General features: G+C 67.0%; 19 protein-coding genes. 9 read left to right on the plus strand and 10 right to left on the minus strand.

Going from position 1 to position 19,565, the window contains the following annotated elements; genetic code table 11:
• Positions 1 to 13: 13 nt before the first annotated feature.
• A complete protein-coding gene (locus tag ACFWO8_RS30070) occupies positions 14 to 1,657 on the minus strand; it encodes an acyl-CoA synthetase (protein ID WP_378970468.1) in 1,644 nt (547 codons plus the stop codon).
• Between the two features lie 61 nt (positions 1,658 to 1,718).
• On the opposite strand from ACFWO8_RS30070, the gene ACFWO8_RS30075 reads away from it, so the two are divergent.
• Positions 1,719 to 2,501 carry a crotonase/enoyl-CoA hydratase family protein gene (locus ACFWO8_RS30075; protein ID WP_378970471.1) on the plus strand — a complete coding sequence of 261 codons (783 nt, stop codon included), beginning with the start codon at positions 1,719 to 1,721 and terminating at the stop codon, positions 2,499 to 2,501.
• Positions 2,502 to 2,552: 51 nt separating this feature from the next.
• Here ACFWO8_RS30075 and ACFWO8_RS30080 read toward each other — a convergent pair whose 3' ends face one another.
• Positions 2,553 to 2,969, minus strand: a complete 417-nt coding sequence (locus tag ACFWO8_RS30080; protein ID WP_378970476.1) for a VOC family protein — start codon at positions 2,967 to 2,969, stop codon at positions 2,553 to 2,555.
• Positions 2,970 to 3,118: 149 nt separating this feature from the next.
• Between ACFWO8_RS30080 and ACFWO8_RS30085 the strand changes: the two genes are divergently transcribed.
• A complete protein-coding gene (locus ACFWO8_RS30085; RefSeq protein WP_378970482.1) occupies positions 3,119 to 4,117 on the plus strand; it encodes a sigma-70 family RNA polymerase sigma factor in 999 nt (332 codons plus the stop codon).
• A gap of 13 nt (positions 4,118 to 4,130) precedes the next feature.
• Here ACFWO8_RS30085 and ACFWO8_RS30090 read toward each other — a convergent pair whose 3' ends face one another.
• A complete protein-coding gene (locus ACFWO8_RS30090; protein ID WP_378970485.1) occupies positions 4,131 to 5,666 on the minus strand; it encodes an acyl-CoA synthetase in 1,536 nt (511 codons plus the stop codon).
• A 21-nt stretch (positions 5,667 to 5,687) separates the two neighbouring features.
• A complete protein-coding gene (locus tag ACFWO8_RS30095; RefSeq protein ID WP_378970491.1) occupies positions 5,688 to 6,725 on the minus strand; it encodes an LLM class F420-dependent oxidoreductase in 1,038 nt (345 codons plus the stop codon).
• A 60-nt stretch (positions 6,726 to 6,785) separates the two neighbouring features.
• On the opposite strand from ACFWO8_RS30095, the gene ACFWO8_RS30100 reads away from it, so the two are divergent.
• The 5 genes from ACFWO8_RS30100 to ACFWO8_RS30120 are packed head-to-tail and all read left to right on the plus strand — an operon-like array spanning position 6,786 to position 11,262.
• Entirely contained in the window at positions 6,786 to 7,751 is a 966-nt protein-coding gene (locus ACFWO8_RS30100; protein WP_378970496.1) for a Zn-ribbon domain-containing OB-fold protein, read from the plus strand.
• 46 nt (positions 7,752 to 7,797) lie between these two features.
• On the plus strand, positions 7,798 to 8,793 hold the full coding sequence (locus tag ACFWO8_RS30105) for a thiolase domain-containing protein (RefSeq protein ID WP_378970949.1): 996 nt from the start codon (positions 7,798 to 7,800) through the stop codon (positions 8,791 to 8,793).
• Complete coding sequence (locus tag ACFWO8_RS30110; protein ID WP_378970501.1) at positions 8,790 to 9,959, plus strand: thiolase domain-containing protein; 1,170 nt, start codon at positions 8,790 to 8,792, stop codon at positions 9,957 to 9,959. Before ACFWO8_RS30105 ends, ACFWO8_RS30110 begins: the two co-directional genes overlap by 4 nt.
• Positions 9,956 to 10,846, plus strand: a complete 891-nt coding sequence (locus ACFWO8_RS30115; protein ID WP_378970507.1) for a TIGR03619 family F420-dependent LLM class oxidoreductase — start codon at positions 9,956 to 9,958, stop codon at positions 10,844 to 10,846. Before ACFWO8_RS30110 ends, ACFWO8_RS30115 begins: the two co-directional genes overlap by 4 nt.
• A complete protein-coding gene (locus ACFWO8_RS30120) occupies positions 10,843 to 11,262 on the plus strand; it encodes a nuclear transport factor 2 family protein (protein WP_378970510.1) in 420 nt (139 codons plus the stop codon). The genes ACFWO8_RS30115 and ACFWO8_RS30120 overlap by 4 nt, the downstream gene beginning before the upstream one ends.
• A 60-nt stretch (positions 11,263 to 11,322) precedes the next feature.
• Here the strand turns inward: ACFWO8_RS30120 and ACFWO8_RS30125 are convergent, their stop codons facing one another.
• A complete protein-coding gene (locus ACFWO8_RS30125) occupies positions 11,323 to 12,582 on the minus strand; it encodes a cytochrome P450 (protein WP_378970961.1) in 1,260 nt (419 codons plus the stop codon).
• Positions 12,583 to 12,747: 165 nt separating this feature from the next.
• On the opposite strand from ACFWO8_RS30125, the gene ACFWO8_RS30130 reads away from it, so the two are divergent.
• Positions 12,748 to 13,911, plus strand: a complete 1,164-nt coding sequence (locus tag ACFWO8_RS30130; protein WP_378970517.1) for a steroid 3-ketoacyl-CoA thiolase — start codon at positions 12,748 to 12,750, stop codon at positions 13,909 to 13,911.
• Between the two features lie 365 nt (positions 13,912 to 14,276).
• On the plus strand, positions 14,277 to 14,693 hold the full coding sequence (locus ACFWO8_RS30135; RefSeq protein ID WP_019044759.1) for a helix-turn-helix domain-containing protein: 417 nt from the start codon (positions 14,277 to 14,279) through the stop codon (positions 14,691 to 14,693).
• 137 nt (positions 14,694 to 14,830) lie between these two features.
• Here ACFWO8_RS30135 and ACFWO8_RS30140 read toward each other — a convergent pair whose 3' ends face one another.
• From ACFWO8_RS30140 to ACFWO8_RS30160, 5 genes are all read right to left on the minus strand, one after another.
• Positions 14,831 to 15,865, minus strand: a complete 1,035-nt coding sequence (locus tag ACFWO8_RS30140) for a hypothetical protein (RefSeq protein WP_378970524.1) — start codon at positions 15,863 to 15,865, stop codon at positions 14,831 to 14,833.
• A complete protein-coding gene (locus ACFWO8_RS30145; RefSeq protein WP_378970537.1) occupies positions 15,862 to 16,377 on the minus strand; it encodes an ImmA/IrrE family metallo-endopeptidase in 516 nt (171 codons plus the stop codon). Before ACFWO8_RS30145 ends, ACFWO8_RS30140 begins: the two co-directional genes overlap by 4 nt.
• Before the next feature lie 11 nt (positions 16,378 to 16,388).
• The gene (locus tag ACFWO8_RS30150) at positions 16,389 to 17,606 is read right to left on the minus strand and encodes a hypothetical protein (protein ID WP_378970541.1); all 1,218 of its coding nucleotides are present in this window, start codon (positions 17,604 to 17,606) and stop codon (positions 16,389 to 16,391) included.
• A 202-nt stretch (positions 17,607 to 17,808) separates the two neighbouring features.
• On the minus strand, positions 17,809 to 18,720 hold the full coding sequence (locus ACFWO8_RS30155; RefSeq protein ID WP_378970548.1) for an SDR family oxidoreductase: 912 nt from the start codon (positions 18,718 to 18,720) through the stop codon (positions 17,809 to 17,811).
• A 53-nt stretch (positions 18,721 to 18,773) separates the two neighbouring features.
• Positions 18,774 to 19,553, minus strand: a complete 780-nt coding sequence (locus ACFWO8_RS30160; protein WP_378970555.1) for an SDR family oxidoreductase — start codon at positions 19,551 to 19,553, stop codon at positions 18,774 to 18,776.
• Positions 19,554 to 19,565 lie beyond the last annotated feature (12 nt).

The following is a 19,565-nucleotide window of genomic DNA, read 5'->3' on the forward strand; positions in this document are numbered from 1 at the left end:
GATCGGGTCGGTACTACGCCGAGCCTGCCTGCGCATGCTCATCCGCAGGCCGCTCGTCGGTCTGCGACTTGGCCCAGCGGTAGTCCGGCTTGCCCGCGGGCGAGCGCTTGATCTCGTCGACGAACCACAGGCTGCGTGGCTGCTTGTAGGACGCGATCTCCTTGCCGAGCACCGGCTTCAGATCGGCCAGGGTGGGGCGGTTTTCGCTACGGCACTGCACGACCGCGCAGACCCGCTGTCCCCAGCGTTCGTCCTCGACGCCGACTACCAGCGCGTCGAAGATCTCAGGGTGGGCCTTGAGCGCGGCCTCGACCTCTTCAGGGAAGATCTTCTCCCCGCCGCTGTTGATGCTCACCGAACCGCGGCCGAGCATGGTGACCGAGCCGTCCTCCTCGACGCGCGCGTAATCGCCGGGAATCGCGAAACGAACCCCGTTGAACTCCTTGAACGTCGCGGCCGACTTGACCTCGTCCTTGTAGTAGCCCAGCGGGATGTGTCCGCTGCGCGCCAGCAGGCCGACGACACCGGAACCCGCTTGGACCGGATTGCCTTCCTCGTCGAGCACCTGGGTGGCCGCGTCGATCTTCACCCGGGGGCCACCGGTGTGGGTGGCACCCTTGGCGACCAGGGAGAGTCCGCCGAACCCGGTCTCCGAGGAGCCGATGGAGTCCGAGATCATCCGGTTGGGCAGCACTTCGAGGAACTCGTCCTTGAGCGCGGGCGAGAACAGCGCCGCACTGCTGGCCAGCACATACAAGGTCGAAAGGTCGTAGGGCGCACCGGTTTCCGGGTTCCCCTCGGCGAGGGCGTCGAGCATGGGCCGCGCCATCGCGTCACCGGTGATGAAGATCAGGTTGATGCCGTGCTTGTCGACGGCCTGCCACACACCGTGCGCGCTGAACTCTGGAATCATCACGGCCTTGCCACCGCCGAACAGGCTGTGGAAGGTGGCCCACTGCGCGCCGCCGTGGATCATCGGCGGGATCGGGTAGCGCACCATCGGCGGGTTGGCCGCGCCGATCTTGGCCAGCTCCCATTCGTCCTTGGTGTACTCACCGGTGACGAAGTTGATGCCGGCGCCGAGGACTCGCCAGATGTCCTCGTGCCGCCACATAACGCCCTTGGGCAGGCCGGTGGTGCCGCCGGTGTAGAGCATGTAGATGTCGTCGGCCGAGCGTTCCTCGAAGTCCCGCTCGCCCGACGAGCCTGCCAGCGCGGCTTCGTATTCCACGCTGTCGGCGCCGATGGGGTCCTCGGTGCCGTCCTCGACGACGATCACCGTCTTCAGGCCGGGCACCTTATCCCGCACCGCCGCCACCTTGTCGGTGTAGCGACGCTCGTGGATCAGCGCCACCATGTCGGAGTTGTCGAAGATGTGCAGCAGCTCGTTCTCGACATAGCGGAAATTGACATTGATCATCACCGCCCGCGCCTTGAAGACGGCCACCATCGCTTCGACGGCCTCGACGGTGTTCCTGGAATAGATTCCGACTTTGTCGCCGGGACGCACACCCTGTTCCTGCAGGTAGTGGGCCAGCTTGTTGGCCCGCTCCTCCAGTTCGGCGTAGGTCGACTCACGATGCTCGCCGACCAGCACGATCCGGTCGGGCATCAAGTCGACAGCATGTTCGACGAGATCGGCTATGTTGTAGCTCACAAGGACAAAAATAGAACGTGTTACTGTTTCTGGCAAGACTAGATCGTCAGGAGATATCGAAATGGCCCACTGCCTGGTCGAGAAGCGCGACCATGTCCTCATCGTCACTATGAATCGGCCCGAGGCGCGCAACGCCCTGTCCGGCGAGATGATGGCGATCATGCGCGACGCCTGGGACCAGGCGGACAGCGATCCCGACATCCGCGTGGCGATCCTGACCGGCGCGGGCGGGGCCTTCTGCGCGGGGATGGACCTGAAGGCGATGAGCTCGCAGCATCCAGGGGACACCGCCTCCAGCGGCGGCTGGGACCCGGCCTACCTCCCCGCGCTGCTGAAGGGGCGGCGGCTGAGCAAGCCGCTGATCGCGGCGGTAGAGGGCCCGGCCATCGCCGGTGGCACCGAGATCCTGCAGGGCACCGACCTGCGCGTAGCCGGGGAAAGCGCCAAGTTCGGCGTCTCCGAGGCCCGCTGGGGCCTGTTCCCGCTGGGTGGTTCCGCGGTGCGGCTGGCCCGGCAGATCCCGTACACGGTGGCCGCTGATCTGCTGCTGACCGGTCGGCACATCACCGCCGCCGAGGCCAAGGAGATCGGCCTGATCGGACACGTGGTCCCCGACGGCACCGCCCTCGACAAGGCCATGGCGCTGGCCGGCCAGATCGCCGACAACGGCCCGCTCGCCGTCCAGGCGATGCTGCGCACCCTGCGCGAAACCGAGGCGATGCCGGAGAACGAGGCGTTCCCCATCGAGGCCAAGATCGGCATCGAGGTGTTCAGATCAGCCGATGCCAAGGAAGGTCCGCGAGCCTTCGCCGAGAAGCGCAAGCCGAACTTCACCGGCTCCTGACACGCCTCAGGGCGCCGGGCTCTGCGCCGGGCGCCCTGTTGGCACAGGGGATTACGCCCCCGGGTAGTCCATGAAGAACGGCTCCCACTGGTGCCCGTCCGGGTCGATGAAGGTGCGGCCGTGCATGCCGACCTGGGCCTCCTGGGCCTTCTTGTCGTCGTTGGTCTCTTCGGTGCCGCCCGCTGCCACCGCCGCGGCGGTGAGCACGTCGACCTCCGCCGCACTGCCCAGCGACAACGCGTAAGCAGCGCCGATGGCACCACTCGTATCAGCGATCGGACGCTTGCTGAACGTGGTGAAGAAGTCCTTGGTCAGCAGCATCAGGCAGATGTTGTCGTCGACGACGATGCAGGCCGCGTTCTGATCGGTGAAATCATCGTTGACCTTCCAGCCGAGCGCCTCGTAGAAACCCTTGGACCGGTCGAGGTCGGCGACGGGGAGGTTGATGAAGATCATCTTGTTGCTCATGGGATCAGCCTTTCGGGGCGTCGTTGCGGTCTCGAACATGTAGACGTGGCGGTCGGCGCGGATTCATCGCATCCACGCAAAGTTCGCGAAATCCCGATAGTTCGTTTTCGCCCCTGTCGGCTGTCGGACCCCTGTGGCATCGTGAAACTATGAGCGACGCCACAACCGCCACCACCGGCCCCGATCCCGCTGTACTCGCCGAATTCGAGACGCATCGGCGCGAGTTGTGCGCGTATGCCTACCGCATGCTCGGCTCCTCGTTCGAGGCCGAGGACGCGGTGCAGGAAACCTTCACCCGCGCCTGGCGCTCCTACGATTCCTTCGAGGGCCGCGCGAGTCTGCGCTCGTGGCTCTACAAGATCGCCACCAATATCTGTCTCGACATGCTGGATCGTCCGCAGAGCCGGGCCAGACCGATGGATCTCAACGGGCCGGGCCGCCCGGATTCACCGCTGCCCATGCCACAGCCCGATTACGTGTGGATCGAGCCGATCCCGAACGCGCTCGCCTTCGGCGCCGATCCGGCCGACCACGCCTCCACCAGAGACACGCTGCGCCTTGCCTTCGTCGCGGCCTGCCAGCACCTGCCCGCCACCCAGCGCGCGATCCTGATCATGCGCGAGGTGCTGCGCTTCTCCGCGGGTGAGACCGCGGAGGCGCTGATGATGTCGCCCGCGTCGGTGAACAGCGCGCTACAGCGGGCCAGGGCCACCATGTCGAAGGTGCAGCCCACCGTGGCCGACAGTTTCGACGAGACCGATCCCGATCAACGCAAACTGATCGACGATTTCGTGAAGGCGTTCGAGGCCTACGATATGGACGCGCTCACCACCCTGCTCAAAGCCGATGTGGCGCTGTCGATGCCGCCGTTCGATCTCTGGATCTCGGGCCCGGAGAACGTGGCCGCGTTCATGCTCAGCACGGGCAGCGCGTGCCGCAATTCGCGGATGATTCCGCTGGTCGGCGCCAACGGTTCGCCCGCCTTCGGCCATTACAAGCCGAGCGAGGAGCCCGGCGTCTGGGTGCCGTGGTCGATCACGGTGCTCGAACTCGAGGGCGACACCATCGCCGGCCTCAACTTCTTCCTCGACACCGGGCGCCTGTTCCCGCTCTTCGGGCTCGAGCCGGAGTGGCGCGAGCCCGTCTGAGCGGGAACGGTTCTCACAGCAGGCGGCGCTTGTACAGCTTTCCGTTGGGATCGCGGGGCAGCTCCGCACGGTATTCCACCGTGCGGGGCAGCTTGTACTTGGCGAGCTGACCGGCGGCGAATTCCAGGATGTCGGCGGTGAGTGCGTCGTCGCCCTCGGTGTCGGCCACCGGCTGCACGAACGCCTTCACCTGCTGGCCCCAATCCGGGTCCGGCACACCGAGAACCGCCACATCGGCGACTTTGGGGTGGCTCATCAGCACGCCCTCGATCTCGGCCGGGTAGATGTTCACGCCACCGGACAGGATCAGGTCGGAGCGCCGGTCGCAGAGGAACAGGTAGCCGTCTTCGTCGAGGTAGCCGATGTCGCCGACGGTGAACAGGTCACCGACGCGCGACTCGTCGGTCTTCTCCTTGGCATGGTGGTACTCGAAGCTCGATGTGCCCATCCGCATGTAGACCATGCCCTCTTTGCCCGCGGGCAGTTCGGAGCCGTCGGTCTCGTCGAGCACCTTGATCACCGACCACGGCCAGGCCTTGCCCACTGAGCCTGGCTTGGCCAGCCACTCGGTTCCGTTGATCACGGCGCCGCCGCCCTCGGTGGCCGCATAGTACTCGGTGACGACCGGCCCCCACCACTCGAGCATCTGCCGTTTGGTCTGCGGCGGGCACGGTGCCGCACCGTGCACCATGCTGCGCAGCGAGGAGACGTCGTAGCGGGCGCGCACGTCGTCGGGCAGGGCCAGCAGGCGATGGAACTGAGTGGGCACCATGTGGCTGTGCGTCACCTTGTGCCGCTCGATCAGCGCGAGCATGTCCTGCGCGTCCCATCGATCCATCAGAACTAGCTTGTGCCCCAGCTGGATCGAGATGGTCGAGAAGTTCAGCACGGCCGTGTGATAGAGCGGCGAGCCGCAGATGTGCACGTGGTCGTCGTAGGGCCCCAGCTCGAACAGGCTGAAGAACGCCCTGTTCGGCGCGGGAACGGTATCCGGATCAGCACCGGTGAGCGGACGGCGAACGCCCTTGGGCCGCCCCGTGGTTCCCGAGGTATAGAGCATCGGCGCACCGAGCGAACGCTCCGACGGCCTGCCGGTGTCGGCGGCGCCGAGCCACGACACCGGCCGGAAGCCGGGCACTGTCCCCACGGCGAACCGGGCGTCCTCCGGCAGTTCGGCAAGGTCGGCGGCCTCGGCGGCGGTAGCCGCGAACCGTTCGCTGGCCAGGAAGGCCGCGGCATCACTGTCACCGAGGATGTAGGCGATCTCGGGCGCGGTCAGATGCCAGTTCACCGCGACGATGTACAGACCCGCTTGGTAGGCGGCGAAATACGCGGCGATCGCCTCGACGCCGTTGTGCAGCATGCTGACCACGACGTCGCCGGTGCGCAATCCGATGCCGCGTAGTCCGTTGGCGTAGCGGTTGGCCAGAGTCGCCAATTCTCGATAGGTGATCTCCCTGCCGTCCGGATCGACGACGGCGATCCGCTCGGGATCTGTCGCGGCGATATTCCACAGTCCGAGGACTTGCGTTGTCTGCTGGCTGTTCACCCTTCGAATTTAGAACGCGTTCTACAAAGCAACAAGGGGTTGGAGAAGACTCATTTGTTCGACATTCGATACCGAGATCAGCATCATCGTCACGCCCGCGTCTTCCCACTCCTTCAACCGGGATCGCACATGCGCTTCGTCGCCGAAGATCGCGGTATCGGTGATCAACTCGTCGGGCACCGCCGCGGCGGCCTCTGCCTTGCGCCCGGCCCGGAACAGCGCGGAGATCTCGTCCACCTCCGCGCCATAGCCCATCCGCTTGTACACCTGGGCATGGAAGTTCAACTCGGGCGCGCCCATACCGCCGATGTAGAGCGCGCTCACCCAGCGCATCCGCTCGATCTCCGCCGCAGGATCCTCGGTGATCACCACCTGCGCGCTCGCGGCGATCTCGAAGTCCGCGCGCGAACGACGGGCACCGGGTCGGGCGAAGCCCTCGTCGAGCCACTCGTTGTACATGCCCGCCAGCCGGGGCGCGTAGTAGATCGCGAGCCAGCCGTCGGCGATCTCGGCGGTCTGCGCGATGTTCTTCGGACCCTCCGCACCCAGCCAGATCGGCAGATCAGCGCGCAGCGGATGCACGATCGGCTTGAGCGGTTTGCCGAGTCCGGTCGCGCCGGGACCGCCGTAGGGCAGCCCGTAGTGCGCGCTGTCCGAGGTCACCGGCGCCTCGCGCGCGAGCACCTTGCGCACGATGTCGACGTACTCGCGGGTGCGCCGCAACGGCTGGGCGAACGGCTGCCCGTACCAACCCTCGACCACCTGCGGGCCCGAGACGCCGAGACCGAGAATGGCCCGTCCGCCGCTGAGATGGTCCAGCGTGAGCGCGTGCATCGCGGTGGCGGCCGGCGTGCGCGCCGACATCTGCGCGACCGAAGTACCCAGCCGCACCCGTGACGTCGACGAGCCCCACCAGGCCAGCGGCGCGAAGGCATCCGACCCCCAGGACTCGGCCGCGAACACCGCGTCGAAGCCGGCTTCCTCGGCCGCGATCACCAGCTCACCGGCGCCGGCGGGGGGCTGCGCGCCCCAGTATCCGAGTTGCAATCCGAATTTCATGATCGGCGCCCTTTCCGCGAATCCTTGCGAGCAGAATAAGAACCTGTTCTACTCGATATCGTGACCCAGGGGAATACCGCAGTGGAAGTATTGAGTGCACCCCTCAGGGTGCGATTCGACTACACCAGGTCCGTCGGACCCATCATCGGTGCGTTTCTGACCGGACTGCGCGAGGGCCGAATACTCGGCGCTCGCGGCAGTGACGGCCGTGTGCTCGTGCCGCCACCAGAATACGATCCGCTCACCAGCGAGGCGCTGGACGAGCTCGTCGAGGTCGCCGCGACCGGCACCGTCAAGTCCTGGACCTGGGTGTCGGAGCCGCTACCCGGCCAGCCGTTCGATCGCCCGTTCGCCTGGGCGCTGATCCAGCTCGACGGTGCCGACACCGCCCTGCTGCACGCGCTCGACGTGACCGAACCCGGCCGACTCAGCACCGGAATGCGGGTCAGTGCCCGCTGGGCAGACGAGCGCACCGGCCGCATCCAGGACATCGCCTGCTTCGAACCCGGCGAGAACACCAGCACCGCGAACCCTTCCGAAGAAGAACCGGTCACCATGCTGACCACACCCGTCGAGCTCGACTACAAGCACACCGCCTCCCCCCAGGAGAGCGTCTACCTGCGCGGGCTGGCCGAGGGCAAGCTCATCGGCGGCCGTTCCGAAGCAGGCGGGCGAGTGTACTTCCCGCCGCGCGGCGCCAACCCGACCGACGGCAGACCCACCGACGACCTGGTCGAGCTGCCCGCCAAGGGCACGGTGACCACCTTCTGCATCGTCAACGTGCCGTTCCTCGGCCAGCGGATCAAGCCGCCGTATGTGGCCGCCTACATCCTGCTCGACGGCGCCGACATCCCGTTCCTGCACCTGATCCTCGGCTGCGCGGCCGACGAGGTGCGCATGGGCATGCAGGTCGAGGCGGTGTGGAAGCCCCGCGAGGAGTGGGGCCACACCATGGCCAATATCGACCACTTCCAGCCCACCGGGGAGCCAGACGCTCCCTACGAGTCCTACCAGCACCACCTCTAGAGAGGCGACGTTGACCACATCAGCATCCTCCGGCAGCGACGCGAGCCTGCCCGAGATCGCGGTGGTGGGCTTCGCCCACGCACCACACGTACCCGAAACCCACGGCACCACCAACGGCGTCGAGATGCTCGTGCCGTGCTTCCAGCAGCTCTACGCCGAGCTCGGCATCACCAAGTCCGATATCGACTTCTGGTGCTCGGGGTCCTCCGATTTCCTGGCCGGACGCGCGTTCTCGTTCATCTCGGCGATCGATGCGATCGGCGCCGTCCCACCGATCAACGAATCGCACGTGGAGATGGACGCCGCATGGGCCCTCTACGAAGCGTGGGTGAAGCTGCGTTCCGGACAGGCGCAGACCGCACTCGTGTACGGCTTCGGCAAGTCGTCGGCAGGCACGCTGCGTCAGGTGCTGACCATGCAGCTCGACCCCTATCTGGTCGGGCCGCTGTGGCCCGACGCGGTCTCGATCGCGGGTTTGCAGGCGCGTGCCGGTCTGGATTCCGGCCGGTGGACCGAGCAGGACATGGCGGCGGTCGCGGGCGGTGACCTCGGCGCACCCTATGTGGCCGACCCACTGCGCGCCCACGACATCGCGCCGATCACCGACGGTGCGGCCGCGATCGTGCTCGCGGTCGGCGATCGCGCGCGGGAGCTCTGCGAGCGACCCGCGTGGATCACCGGAATCGCGCACAACATCGACGCCCAGGCACTGGGCAGTCGCGACCTGACGCGCTCCCCCTCCACCACCAAGGCGGCCGCGGTGGCGACCGGCGGCAATACCAGCTTCGACGTCGCCGAGCTGCACGCGCCGTTCAGTCACCAGCAGTTGATCCTCGCGGAAGCGATCGGGCTGTCCGCGGACACCCGCATCAACCCCTCCGGTGGCGCCCTGGCCGCCAACCCGATGTTCGCGGCGGGTCTCGAACGAATCGGCAGCGCCGCCCAAGCCATCATGTCCGGCACCGCGAACCGGACCCTCGCTCATGCGACCAGCGGCCCTGCGCTGCAACAGAATCTGGTCGCCGTCATGGAGGTCAAGTGAGCTTCCCCGCAGCGGTGCTCGGCACCGGCCAAACCCATCACGTGACAAAACGTACAGACGTGTCCATGGCGGGCATGTGCCGTGAGGCCATCGATCGCGCACTCGATGACGCGGGTCTGACCATCGCCGACATCGACGCTGTCGTCGTCGGCAAGGCCCCCGACTACTTCGAGGGCGTCATGATGCCCGAGCTGTACATGGCCGAGGCGCTCGGCGCGGCGGGCAAGCCGTTGATCCGCGTGCACACCGCGGGCTCGGTCGGCGGCTCGACCGGCGTCGTCGCCGCCAACCTGGTGCAGGGCGGGGTGCACAAGCGTGTCCTGGCCGTCGCCTGGGAGAAGCAGTCGGAGTCGAATGCCATGTGGGCGTTGTCGATTCCGGTGCCGTTCACCATGCCGGTCGGCGCGGGCGCGGGCGGCTATTTCGCTCCACACGTGCGCTCCTACATCCGTCGCTCGAACGCGCCACTGCACATCGGCGCGATGGTGGCGGTGAAGGATCGGCGCAACGGCGCGAAGAACCCGCTCGCGCACCTGCATCAGCCCGACATCACCATCGAGTCGGTGCTGGCCTCCCAGATGCTGTGGGACCCGATCCGTTTCGACGAGACCTGCCCGTCGTCGGACGGCGCGTGCGCTGTGGTGATCGGCGATGCCGAGGCCGCCGCGGTGGTCGAAGCCGAGGGCAAGAAGGTGGCCTGGGTACACGGCACCGCGATGCGCACCGAGCCGACCACCTTCTCCGGTCGCGACCAGGTGAATCCGCAGGCGGGCCGGGTCGCGGCCGCGGCCCTGTGGGAGTCGGCCGGGATCACCGACCCTCTGGACGAGATCGACGTCGCCGAGATCTATGTGCCGTTCTCCTGGTTCGAGCCGATGTGGCTGGAGAATCTCGGCTTCGCGGCCGAAGGCGATGGCTGGAAACTCACCGACAAGGGTGAGACGGAAATCGGCGGGCGCATCCCGGTGAACCCATCGGGTGGCGTTCTCTCGTCCAACCCGATCGGCGCCTCAGGCCTGATCCGCTTCGCTGAAGCCGCCAAGCAGGTGATGGGCCGGGCGGGCGCCTACCAGGTGCCGAACGCGCGCAAGGCGCTCGGTCACGCGTACGGCGGCGGGTCCCAATACTTTTCGATGTGGGTAGTAGGAAGCGAGCGTCCGGCATGAAATTCACTCTCGGTATCGCATTGAGCCCACTGGAACAGCTCACCGAGCTGGCCAAGACGGCCGAAGAATGCGGGTTCACCTCCATCGGGCTGCCAGACTCGCTGTTCTACATGAAGTCGCAGGCCGCCGACTACCCCTACACCCCCGACGGGAGCCGCTTCTGGGGTCCGGAAACGCCGTGGGTCGACCCGCTGATCGCCGCCGCGACGATGGCCGCGGTGACCACGAAGCTGCGGTTCTACACCAACGTCCTCAAGCTCGGCTCGCGCAATCCGCTGCTGCTGGCCCGCCAGGTCGGCTCGATCGCCAATATGTCGGGCAACCGGTTCGGCCTGGGCCTCGGCATCGGCTGGGCACCTGAGGAATTCGAATGGTGCGGGGTTCCCTACGCCCGCCGTGGCGCACGGGTCGATGAGATGATCGAGGTCATCCGGCTCGTCCTCGACGGCGGCATGGTCGAATTCCACGGCGACTTCTTCGATTTCGACCAGCTGCAGATGAGTCCGGCGCCGAGCGAGCGGGTGCCGTTCTACATCGGTGGGCACACCGGGCCGGCGTTGCGCCGGGCCGCCCGCATCGGTGACGGCTGGACCTCGGCGATGATGAAGTTCGACGACCTCGTCACCACCATCGGTACGCTGCGCGACCTCCGCGCGGAATACGGCCGGTCCGAGGAGCCGTTCGAGATCCAGACCGTCTGCATCGACAAGTTCGGTCGCGACGGCTATCAGGATCTGGCCGACGCGGGCGCCACCGACACCATCGTGGTGCCCTGGCTGGCCGACGGTATCGGGTTCGACGGCGAGCTGGCGGCCAAGCAGGACTCCCTGCGCCGCTTCGCCGAGAAGTACATCACCGACCCCATCATCGCGAAGGTAGCGCCATGACCGACATCGCAGTCGAGAACTCCGCCCGCGCCGCGGGCCTGGCATCCCAGGCCGCGGTCCGGGCCAAGGACCGCGCCGCCTGGGTGGCCCTGTTTGCCGAGGACGGCATCGTCGAAGATCCCGTCGGCCCTTCGGGTTTCGATCCCGAAGGCGTGGGCCACCGCGGCCACGAGGCCATCGGCGGCTTCTGGGACAAGGCCATCGCACTCACCGAATCGATCGAATTCCGCTTCGAGGACTCCTTCGCCTGCGGCAATGAAATCGCCTTCACCGGCCTGATCCGCACCACCATGGCCGGCCACATCATCGACGCCGAGGGTGTGTTCACCTACAAGGTCGACGCCGAGGGAAAGATCGCCGCCTTGCGCGCCTTCTGGGAAGTGGACCGCGCGGTCTCTACCACGCGCCCCGTATAGCGGTAAACGCGAGAACAGCCCGGGACCATTCGGTCCCGGGCTGTTCTCGTTGTCAGCGACTCAGTGCGCGACAGGGCAACCGGCGGTCTGGTAATCGACCGGCAGCTCCTTGATCCCATTGAGCCAACCCGAGCGCAGGCGCTTGGCATCACCGATTCGCGTGATATCGGGCAGATGGTCGGCGATCGCGTTGAAGATCAGATCGATCTCGAGCCGAGCCAGATTGGCCCCGACACAGAAGTGGGCGCCGGTGCCACCGAAGGACAGGTGCTGATTGTCCTTGCGGGTGATGTCGAACTTGTCCGCCTGCTCGAAAACCTCTTCATCGAAGTTCGCCGAAGCGTACAGCATCACCAGCCGCTGCCCCTTCTTGATCTGCACCCCAGCCAGCTCGGTGTCCTCGAGCGCGGTGCGCTGGAAGGAGGTGATCGGGCTCGCCCAGCGGATAATCTCGTCCACTGCGGTGGCCGGACGCTCCTTCTTGTACAGCTCCCACTGGTCGGGGTTCTCCATGAACGCCATCATCCCGTGGCTGATCGCGTTGCGGGTGGTCTCGTTGCCCGCGACCGCGAGCAGGATGACGAAGAAGCCGAATTCCTCGGGGGTCAGCGACTCACCGTCGACGTCGGCCTCGACCAGTGTGGTTACCAGATCATCGGCCGGACACGCCTTTCTGGCCTCCGCCATCTGGTAGGAGTAGCCGAGCAACCCCACCGACGCGGCCACCGGATCGATATCGACGTTGTCGGGATCGTCGTAGCCGGTCATGCTGTTGGACCATTCGAAGACCTTCATCCGGTCTTCCTGCGGCACGCCGATCAGTTCGGCGATCGCCTGCAGCGGCAGCTCGACGGCCACCTGGGTGACGAAGTCCCCGGAGCCGGACTCGGCCGCCCGTCGCACGATGTCGGCAGCACGGGCCGACAGCTCAGCCCGCAGGCCGTTGACCGCGCGGGGTGTGAAGCCCTTGGAGATGAGCTTGCGCAGCTTCGTGTGCTCGGGCGCGTCCTTGTTCAGCAGGACGAAGCGCTGCAGTTCGATCTGCTCGCGCTGGATGTCGTCGTTGAACCGCGGGATAGCGGTGTTTTCGAAGGTGGAGAACACATCGCTGCGGCGCGACACCTCTTTGACGTCGGCGTGCTTGCTCACCACCCAGAAGCCGTCGTCGTGGAACCCGCCAGTCTCGGGCGGCTGCTCGTTCCACCAGATCGGGGCCGACCGCCGCAATTCGGCGAACTCCTCCACCGGAACACGCTCGGCGTAGATGTCGGGGTCGGTAACGTCGAACCCGTCCGGAAGGTTCAGCCGGGCACCCGTCACGGGGCCGGCGTGTTCGGTGCTCGGATTTACCACCAGATGTCTCCTTCGACAAACTGAAACACGTTCTACAATCATTCAAGCATAGGGGTTGCCGCGACGGAAGAACCACGCGGTTTTACCCTGAACTCAAGATCAGAACCTGTTGCAGTTATGAGGGAGATTCAGATGGGCACACCCGTGATCGTCGAAGCCGTGCGTACCCCGATCGGCAAGCGCCGAGGGCAGCTTGCGGGCTTGCACGCCGCCGAACTGCTCGGCCTGGCCCAGCGCGGACTACTCGACCGGGCGGGACTCGACCCGGCCGAGGTCGAGCAGGTGATCGGCGGCTGCGTCACCCAGGCGGGCGAGCAGTCCAACAACGTCACCCGCGTCGCCTGGCTGCACGCGGGTCTGCCATGGCAGACCGGCGCGACCACGATCGACGCCCAGTGCGGTTCGGCCCAGCAGGCCAACCACCTCATCGCGGGCCTCATCGCCACCGGCGCGATCGACGTCGGCGTCGCGTGCGGCGTCGAGGCGATGAGCCGGGTGCCGCTCGGTGCCAATGTCGGCACCGAGGCGGGCACCCGACGGCCCGCGTCGTGGTCGATCGACCTGCCCGATCAGTTCGGTGCCGCCGAGCGCATCGCCCGCAGGCGCGGGATCACCCGGTCCGATATCGACGAATTCGGCTTGCGCTCACAGCAATTGGCCGCCAAGGCGTGGGCCGAGGGCCGCTACGACCGCGAGGTGCTTCCGGTCTCGGCGCCGGTACTCGACAGCGAGGGCGCGGTCACCGGGGAGAAGCTGGAGGTCCGCCGCGACCAGGGTCTGCGCGCGACCACCATCGAAGGACTGGCCGCGCTGAAACCGGTCGTCGCCGACGGCATCCACACCGCGGGCACCTCGTCGCAGATCTCCGACGGCGCCGCCGCGGTGCTGCTGATGGACGAAACCGTCGCGCGCCGAAAGGGTTTGCGCCCGCGCGCCCGGATTCACACCCAGGTACTCGTCGGCTCCGAACCGGAGTTCCATCTCGACGGTCCGGTACAGGCGTGCACCCGACTGCTCGAGCGCTCCGGAATGACGATTGGCGATATCGATCTATTCGAGATCAACGAAGCATTCGCGTCGGTCGCACTTTCGTGGGCTGCCGTACATCAACCTGACATGGAACGTGTAAATGTCAACGGCGGTGCGATCGCAATCGGGCATCCCGTCGGTTCTACCGGCTCCCGTTTGATCACAACCGCGCTACACGAACTCGAACGCACAGGTCAGGGCACTGCCATGGTGCTGATGTGCGCCGGCGGCGCACTCGCGACCGGCACCATCATCGAACGCCTGTAGACTGGACCACACCGAAACCGGGCGCCTAGGTTGAAGATTCATCCCAGGGCGCCCGGAACGTGTCGTACGCCACAAAATCACGGGGGGCAGGGGGATGATGAGATGTCAGCTATCTTCGGGCTACCTTAGGGTCTGAGCGGAAGAACCCTGCGACGGGCACGAACCCGGGTACCCTCGCGCTCCACAAGAGTCGTTGGCGTGACCCGCAAACGCGGCCACCGCCGCCCCTGCACGCAGGTGAGCGTCGGAAATCGTAGAGAAATCCCCAATCAGGCGTAGGTTTTCAGTTACTGAGCCGCTAATATCAATGATACGTATCCGAGATAACGACTGTTAGTACAGTGAAGGGAATTGGGCGGCTCACAATGGCTGATTTCGCGGCGCGGCTGAACAAGCTGTTCGAAACCGTGCATCCCCCGGGGCGCAAGCCGCACACCAACGCAGAGGTTGCGGCTGCGCTGACTGCCTCCGGGCATCCGATCTCGAAGCCGTATCTCTCGCAGTTGCGGTCGGGACAACGAACGAATCCGTCCGATGAGACGGTGGCCGCCCTGGCGAAGTTCTTCAAGGTCAAGCCTGACTACTTCTTCAACGATATCTACGCGGCCAAGATCGATCACGACCTGGAGCTGCTCGCGCAGCTGCAGGGTTACGGACTTCGTCGACTGTCGAGTAGGGCATTCGACCTGTCCGAAGAATCACAGAATCTACTCACCTCGATGGCGGAGAAGCTGCGGGCCAGCGAAGGCTTGCCCGAAATTCCTCCGGACGGAACGGAATAGGATCCACGCATCGGCCGGCCTGACGCACCTGATGGTGTCCTGGGTACGGCCGTAAAACATCGGATACGCAGACAACGGGCCTGAGACGGTGGAAACCACCAGCTCAGGCCCGTTTTCTGCGTGGTGACCGTCGCCGGTCAGCTCGAGGTAGCGGCGTTCTGCGGTGCCGTCTTCGCGGCCGTCACCGCGTTCTCGTACTGATTCGCGAGCGCGAGCACCCAGCCCCGCGGGCTCAGTCCGGGCGGCGGCGCGATCCAGCGCGCGTCGACGAACAAGTCCCCCAACGGATTTCGCGCCCACTCGGCCACCACCGCGGCCCGCTGCGGCACCGAGTCCGGCGGCTCACCGGCCGCCGGGATGACGATGCCGCTGCCCGAGAGCAGATACAGCGCGTCCATCACCTGAGCCATGTGATCGGAAGCCTTCAGCTGCGCCGAGGTGGCGTTCTGTTCGGGCGCGACCACCTCGGGGAAGCGCCCCACCATCAACTTGTGCAGTGGCTGGATCCGGCGCAGCAGGACCTTGGCCCGCCACCACAGCTCGATCACGATCGACACCGCGCCCAGCGCGATCAGCAGCGCGGCGATCTCCCATGCGACCCATCCCCACAGCGGTTCGTTGGGCGGCGTCGGCGCGGCGTGCTGGAAGGCGCGGCCCACATTGGCCACGGCGAGCACCGCCACCAGCGCGGTGCCCGTGATGTAGATGGCGATGCCGCGACCGAGGATGGTCCAGTCCAGGTTGCGCAGACCGGTGGTCACGATGAACACCGCGCCGAGCGCGACCACGATCCAGCCGAAGGTGAACGACCAAGCCAGGGTGATCGCGATCGCCGCCGCGCCGATGCCGTACACGACCATCGCGACCTGGCGCAGGTTGCGCCGCGAGACCACCGGCCACGCGGCCGAGGCCACCACCGAAGTGGCTGTGGTGAACAGGATCCAGGCGGAGATGACGAGGCCGGTGGACAGCCAGCCGCTGTGCACGCCGCCCTTCATCAGATTGTCGATGGCAACAGCCATCTCGGGAATGGCGACGGTGACCGCGAGTGCCACGGCGGCGACCGCGACGACGATGGCCACGCGGGCGGTCGTCGCGGGCTTCACCAGCACGCGACCCACTCGCGCACCCGCGGCAACCCAGACCAGCAGGGCTGTCAACCAGAGTGTCATCCGAGTGCCTCATCGAATCGAAGGACCGAGACGCCTGCGCCCCGGTTGCTGAATACGCGCAGTCGAGTCATGAGCATGGCCGCGAAGGTCTCGGCCTCCCATTCGGCGAGATCGTCGGAGCCGTCGTCGACGATCTGCGCGTGGGCGCGCTGGCTGAGCATGTAGGCGATCAGGTCGTCGCTGACTTCCAGGGTCGTCTCCACCGCGGGCGCGCCCTCGTGGTCGAAGACGATGTGGCCGAGCTCGTGCGCGAGGGTGTGATCGCGACTCGGTAGGGCGTCGGCGAGCACGATGATGTCGCGTTCGGGGTAGAACCGGCGCTGACCGCAGACGCCGGGGCCGAGATTCGCACTGGTGATCTCGATTTCGCGATTGCGCTCCAGCGAGATGGCGTAGACAACCTCGTCGAGACTGGTGGCGTCGAAGTCGGCGGCCACCGCGCACACCGCGTCGACGGCGGCGGCGACGCGGCGATAGGACCGGGATGTGCTCTGGGTCGTGCTCTTACTCATCGAAGATCCCCTCACGACCTCGGTCCGAAGAACTCGGCACGCGCCGCGTTCACCCGCGCTTGGGCTGCCGCGGCACCTTGGAAACTCACTGCGCCCGAACCGGTTCCGGCCAGCGTCAGCGCGATCAGGCCGCCGATCACCGACAGGAGTTCGGGTTCGGGCAGGCCACTGTTGTCACTGGTCGGCTTGACCTCGTGGTTCGGCTTGGCCGCCGGTGCCGGTGCGGCCGCGGCGGGCGGTGGTGCGGCCGGGGCCTCGACCGCGGGCGGTGCTGCTGCCGGAACAGGAACTGCCACAGCGATATTCGGAAGACCGGGGATCGCGGGCGCGGGCGGGATCGCGATCGACGGCAGGGCCGGTACGGCCGGGGGCGAGGGGATCGGGATCAGGAGCAACAGCAGCGGCGAGGCCGAACCCACTGCCGCCGAACCGACCGCGGCCGAACCCACTGCGGCCGAACCCGCGCCGGCGGAACCTACCGCCGCGGAACCGGTGGCGGCGGAACCGACTGCGGCAGAACCTGTTCCGAGCACCGCCGAGCCCGCGCCGAGCGCGGCCGAACCGGTGCCCGTCGCGGCCGAACCGACCGCTGCCGAGCCGGTACCGAGAACCGCCGCGGCACCCGCCGAACCCGTGCCGAGAACCGCGGCGGCACCCGCCGAACCGGTGCCGAGAACCGCAGCCGCGCCGGCCGAACCGGTGCCGAGGATGGCGGCCGCGCCCGCGGAGCCGGTGCCGAGGACTACGCCCAGACCGGCCGATCCGGTGCCGAGCAGCACGCCGAGGCCGGCCGAGCCCGTACCGAGGACCACGCCGGCGGCTGCCGAGCCCGCGCCTGCCGCGGCAGAGCCGGCGGCGGCTGAACCGGAGAGGGGGCCGGCGACTTCCTTCCTAGCGACGTCATCGCCCGATTGGCCGGGGATGGTGAGCGGGGTCCATTCGCTTTCGTCGGCGACCGCGGCACCCGACTGCGGGTTACCCGGGCCGGTCTCCTGGTTCTGGCTTTGACCATTGCCCTGACCGGGCAGGCTCAGCTCACCCATCTCGGGGGCCGGGGTGCTCTGACCACCACTTCCGTTGCCCTGCCCGCTGCTTCCGCTGCCGGGTGCCTGCGCGGCAGGTGTGGATGGTTTCTCCGGGGCGGCCATAGCGACGGCCGGCCCTAATAGCGCACAGCCGGCCAGCACACTCGCAGCGGCAAACACGCGCAACATGCGACCAATGGCCATGCGCTAGATCATCCCCTTAGTTTTTCAGCGCAGAATTACCCCCGGTCGCGACACATTCCGGGATCGACGAACAGTAGCCCATAGTAAACCCGCCGCGCTGGGCCCGCAGAAGAGCACTAGAGTCGTCCAGCCCCCTGAACGTCTGTGACATGGAAAAAGCGCAGGCCGGGGCGGTTTCCCCAGCCTGCGCCCGGAGAGTTAGCTATGCACCGTAAACCGGCTCCGGCGGGGTGCTCTTCTCGATCAGTTCCTTGACGACCGGACCCAGCTCGGCGGGGTTCCAGCGGGCGCCACGATCGACCGGAGCGCCATGCAGCCAGCCCTGCGCCAGCGCGACCTTTCCGCCCTCTACCTCGAACATCCGACCGGTCACCCCGGCGGATTCGGTGCTGCCGAGCCACACGACCAGCGGCGAGATGTTCTCCGGCGCCATCGCGTCGAAGCCCGCGCCGGGGGCTGCCATCGTGTCGGCGAAGACCGTCTCGGTCATCCGGGTGCGGGCGGCGGGCGCGATGGCGTTCACAGTGACGCCGTAGCGCCCGAACTCGGCCGACGCGGTCAGCGTGAGACCGGCGATACCCGCCTTGGCCGCACCGTAATTGCCCTGGCCGACGCTGCCCTGCAGACCGGCACCGGAGCTGGTGTTGATCACTCGGGCGTCCACCGGGCGGCCCGCCTTCGACTCGGACCGCCAGTACTCGGCCGCGTGCCGCATGGTGGCGAAGTGGCCCTTGAGATGCACGCGGACCACGGCGTCCCACTCGTCCTCGCCGAGGTTGACCAGCATGCGGTCGCGCACGAAACCGGCATTGTTGACCAGCACATCGAGCCCGCCGAAGGTCTCGACGGCCTGCCGGATCAGGCGGCGAGCGCCTTCCCAATCGGCGACATCGTCGTAGTTGGCGACGGCCTCGCCACCGGCCGCGACGATCTCGTCGACAACCTGCTGCGCGGGGGTCTCGGTCGTGGCGGCACCATCGAGCGCCGTGCCGACATCGTTGACCACCACGCGGGCACCCGCGGCGGCGAAGGCGAGCGCGTGCGCGCGGCCGATCCCCCGGCCGGCGCCGGTCACGATCACCGTGCGTCCGGCGCAGATCAACTGGTTGTCCATCTCAAAACTCCTGTGGTTATCGGCAGCTGGCGCCGCGGGGTCGGGCGGGAAGGTCACTGGTTGTTCGCGTTGGCGGCGTCGAGGAAGGCCGGGCGTTCGCCGCCGCCGTGGACGAGCAAGGTCGCGCCGCTGATATGCGCGGCCAGGGGTGAGGACAGGAAGAGAGCGGCGTTACCGACGTCGGATGGGCTGGCGAGGCGGCCGAGCGGGACGGTTTTCGCTACCGCGGCCACTCCGTCGGCGTCGCCGTAGTGCAGGTGGCTGAGTTCGGTTTCCACCGGGCCGACGACGACGGAGTTGAGCCGGACTTTCGGGGCCCATTCGACGGCCAGCGACGACGCGAGGTTGTCCAGGCCCGCCTTGGCCGCGCCGTAGGCGGCGGTGCCCGGCGAGGGCCGGTGCCCGCTCACACTGGTGATCATCACGATCGAGCCGCCCGCGTCCTGCTTCTGCATCAACGCGTTGGCCTGCTGGGAGATCAGCAGGGGCGCGAGCAGATTCAGCTCCACGATCTTGGCGTGGAATTTAGGGCTCGCGGCGTCGGCCATCGCGAACGGCGCGCCACCGGCGTTGTTCACCACATGGTCGATCCGGCCGTGTCTGGAGACGATCTCGGCGAACATCGCCGCCACCGCGTCGACATCGCGCACATCGCAGGTGAGGTGTTCGGTGCTGCGATCGGCCACCGTTATCGGCTCGTCGGCCGGTCTGCGCGCGCAGGTCAGCACGGTCGCGCCCGCGGCGAGGAAGGCCCGGCTGACACCGGCGCCGACGCCGCGCACACCACCTGTCACCAGAACGATCTGCTCGGAAAGGTCGATTTCTACAGCCACCGTGTTAACCTA

The organism is Nocardia sp. NPDC058480 (assembly GCF_042720495.1).
Classification (GTDB): Bacteria; Actinomycetota; Actinomycetes; order Mycobacteriales; family Mycobacteriaceae; genus Nocardia.

Coding starts and splice junctions, on each gene's coding strand:
- ACFWO8_RS30075 (WP_378970471.1), top strand. CDS start 1,719: ATGGCCCACTGCCTGGTCGAGAAGCGCGACCATGTCCTCATCGTCACT.
- ACFWO8_RS30080 (WP_378970476.1), bottom strand. CDS start 2,969: ATGAGCAACAAGATGATCTTCATCAACCTCCCCGTCGCCGACCTCGAC.
- ACFWO8_RS30085 (WP_378970482.1), top strand. CDS start 3,119: ATGAGCGACGCCACAACCGCCACCACCGGCCCCGATCCCGCTGTACTC.
- ACFWO8_RS30095 (WP_378970491.1), bottom strand. CDS start 6,725: ATGAAATTCGGATTGCAACTCGGATACTGGGGCGCGCAGCCCCCCGCC.
- ACFWO8_RS30115 (WP_378970507.1), top strand. CDS start 9,956: ATGAAATTCACTCTCGGTATCGCATTGAGCCCACTGGAACAGCTCACC.
- ACFWO8_RS30120 (WP_378970510.1), top strand. CDS start 10,843: ATGACCGACATCGCAGTCGAGAACTCCGCCCGCGCCGCGGGCCTGGCA.
- ACFWO8_RS30130 (WP_378970517.1), top strand. CDS start 12,748: ATGGGCACACCCGTGATCGTCGAAGCCGTGCGTACCCCGATCGGCAAG.
- ACFWO8_RS30135 (WP_019044759.1), top strand. CDS start 14,277: ATGGCTGATTTCGCGGCGCGGCTGAACAAGCTGTTCGAAACCGTGCAT.
- ACFWO8_RS30140 (WP_378970524.1), bottom strand. CDS start 15,865: ATGACACTCTGGTTGACAGCCCTGCTGGTCTGGGTTGCCGCGGGTGCG.
- ACFWO8_RS30145 (WP_378970537.1), bottom strand. CDS start 16,377: ATGAGTAAGAGCACGACCCAGAGCACATCCCGGTCCTATCGCCGCGTC.
- ACFWO8_RS30150 (WP_378970541.1), bottom strand. CDS start 17,606: ATGGCCATTGGTCGCATGTTGCGCGTGTTTGCCGCTGCGAGTGTGCTG.
- ACFWO8_RS30155 (WP_378970548.1), bottom strand. CDS start 18,720: ATGGACAACCAGTTGATCTGCGCCGGACGCACGGTGATCGTGACCGGC.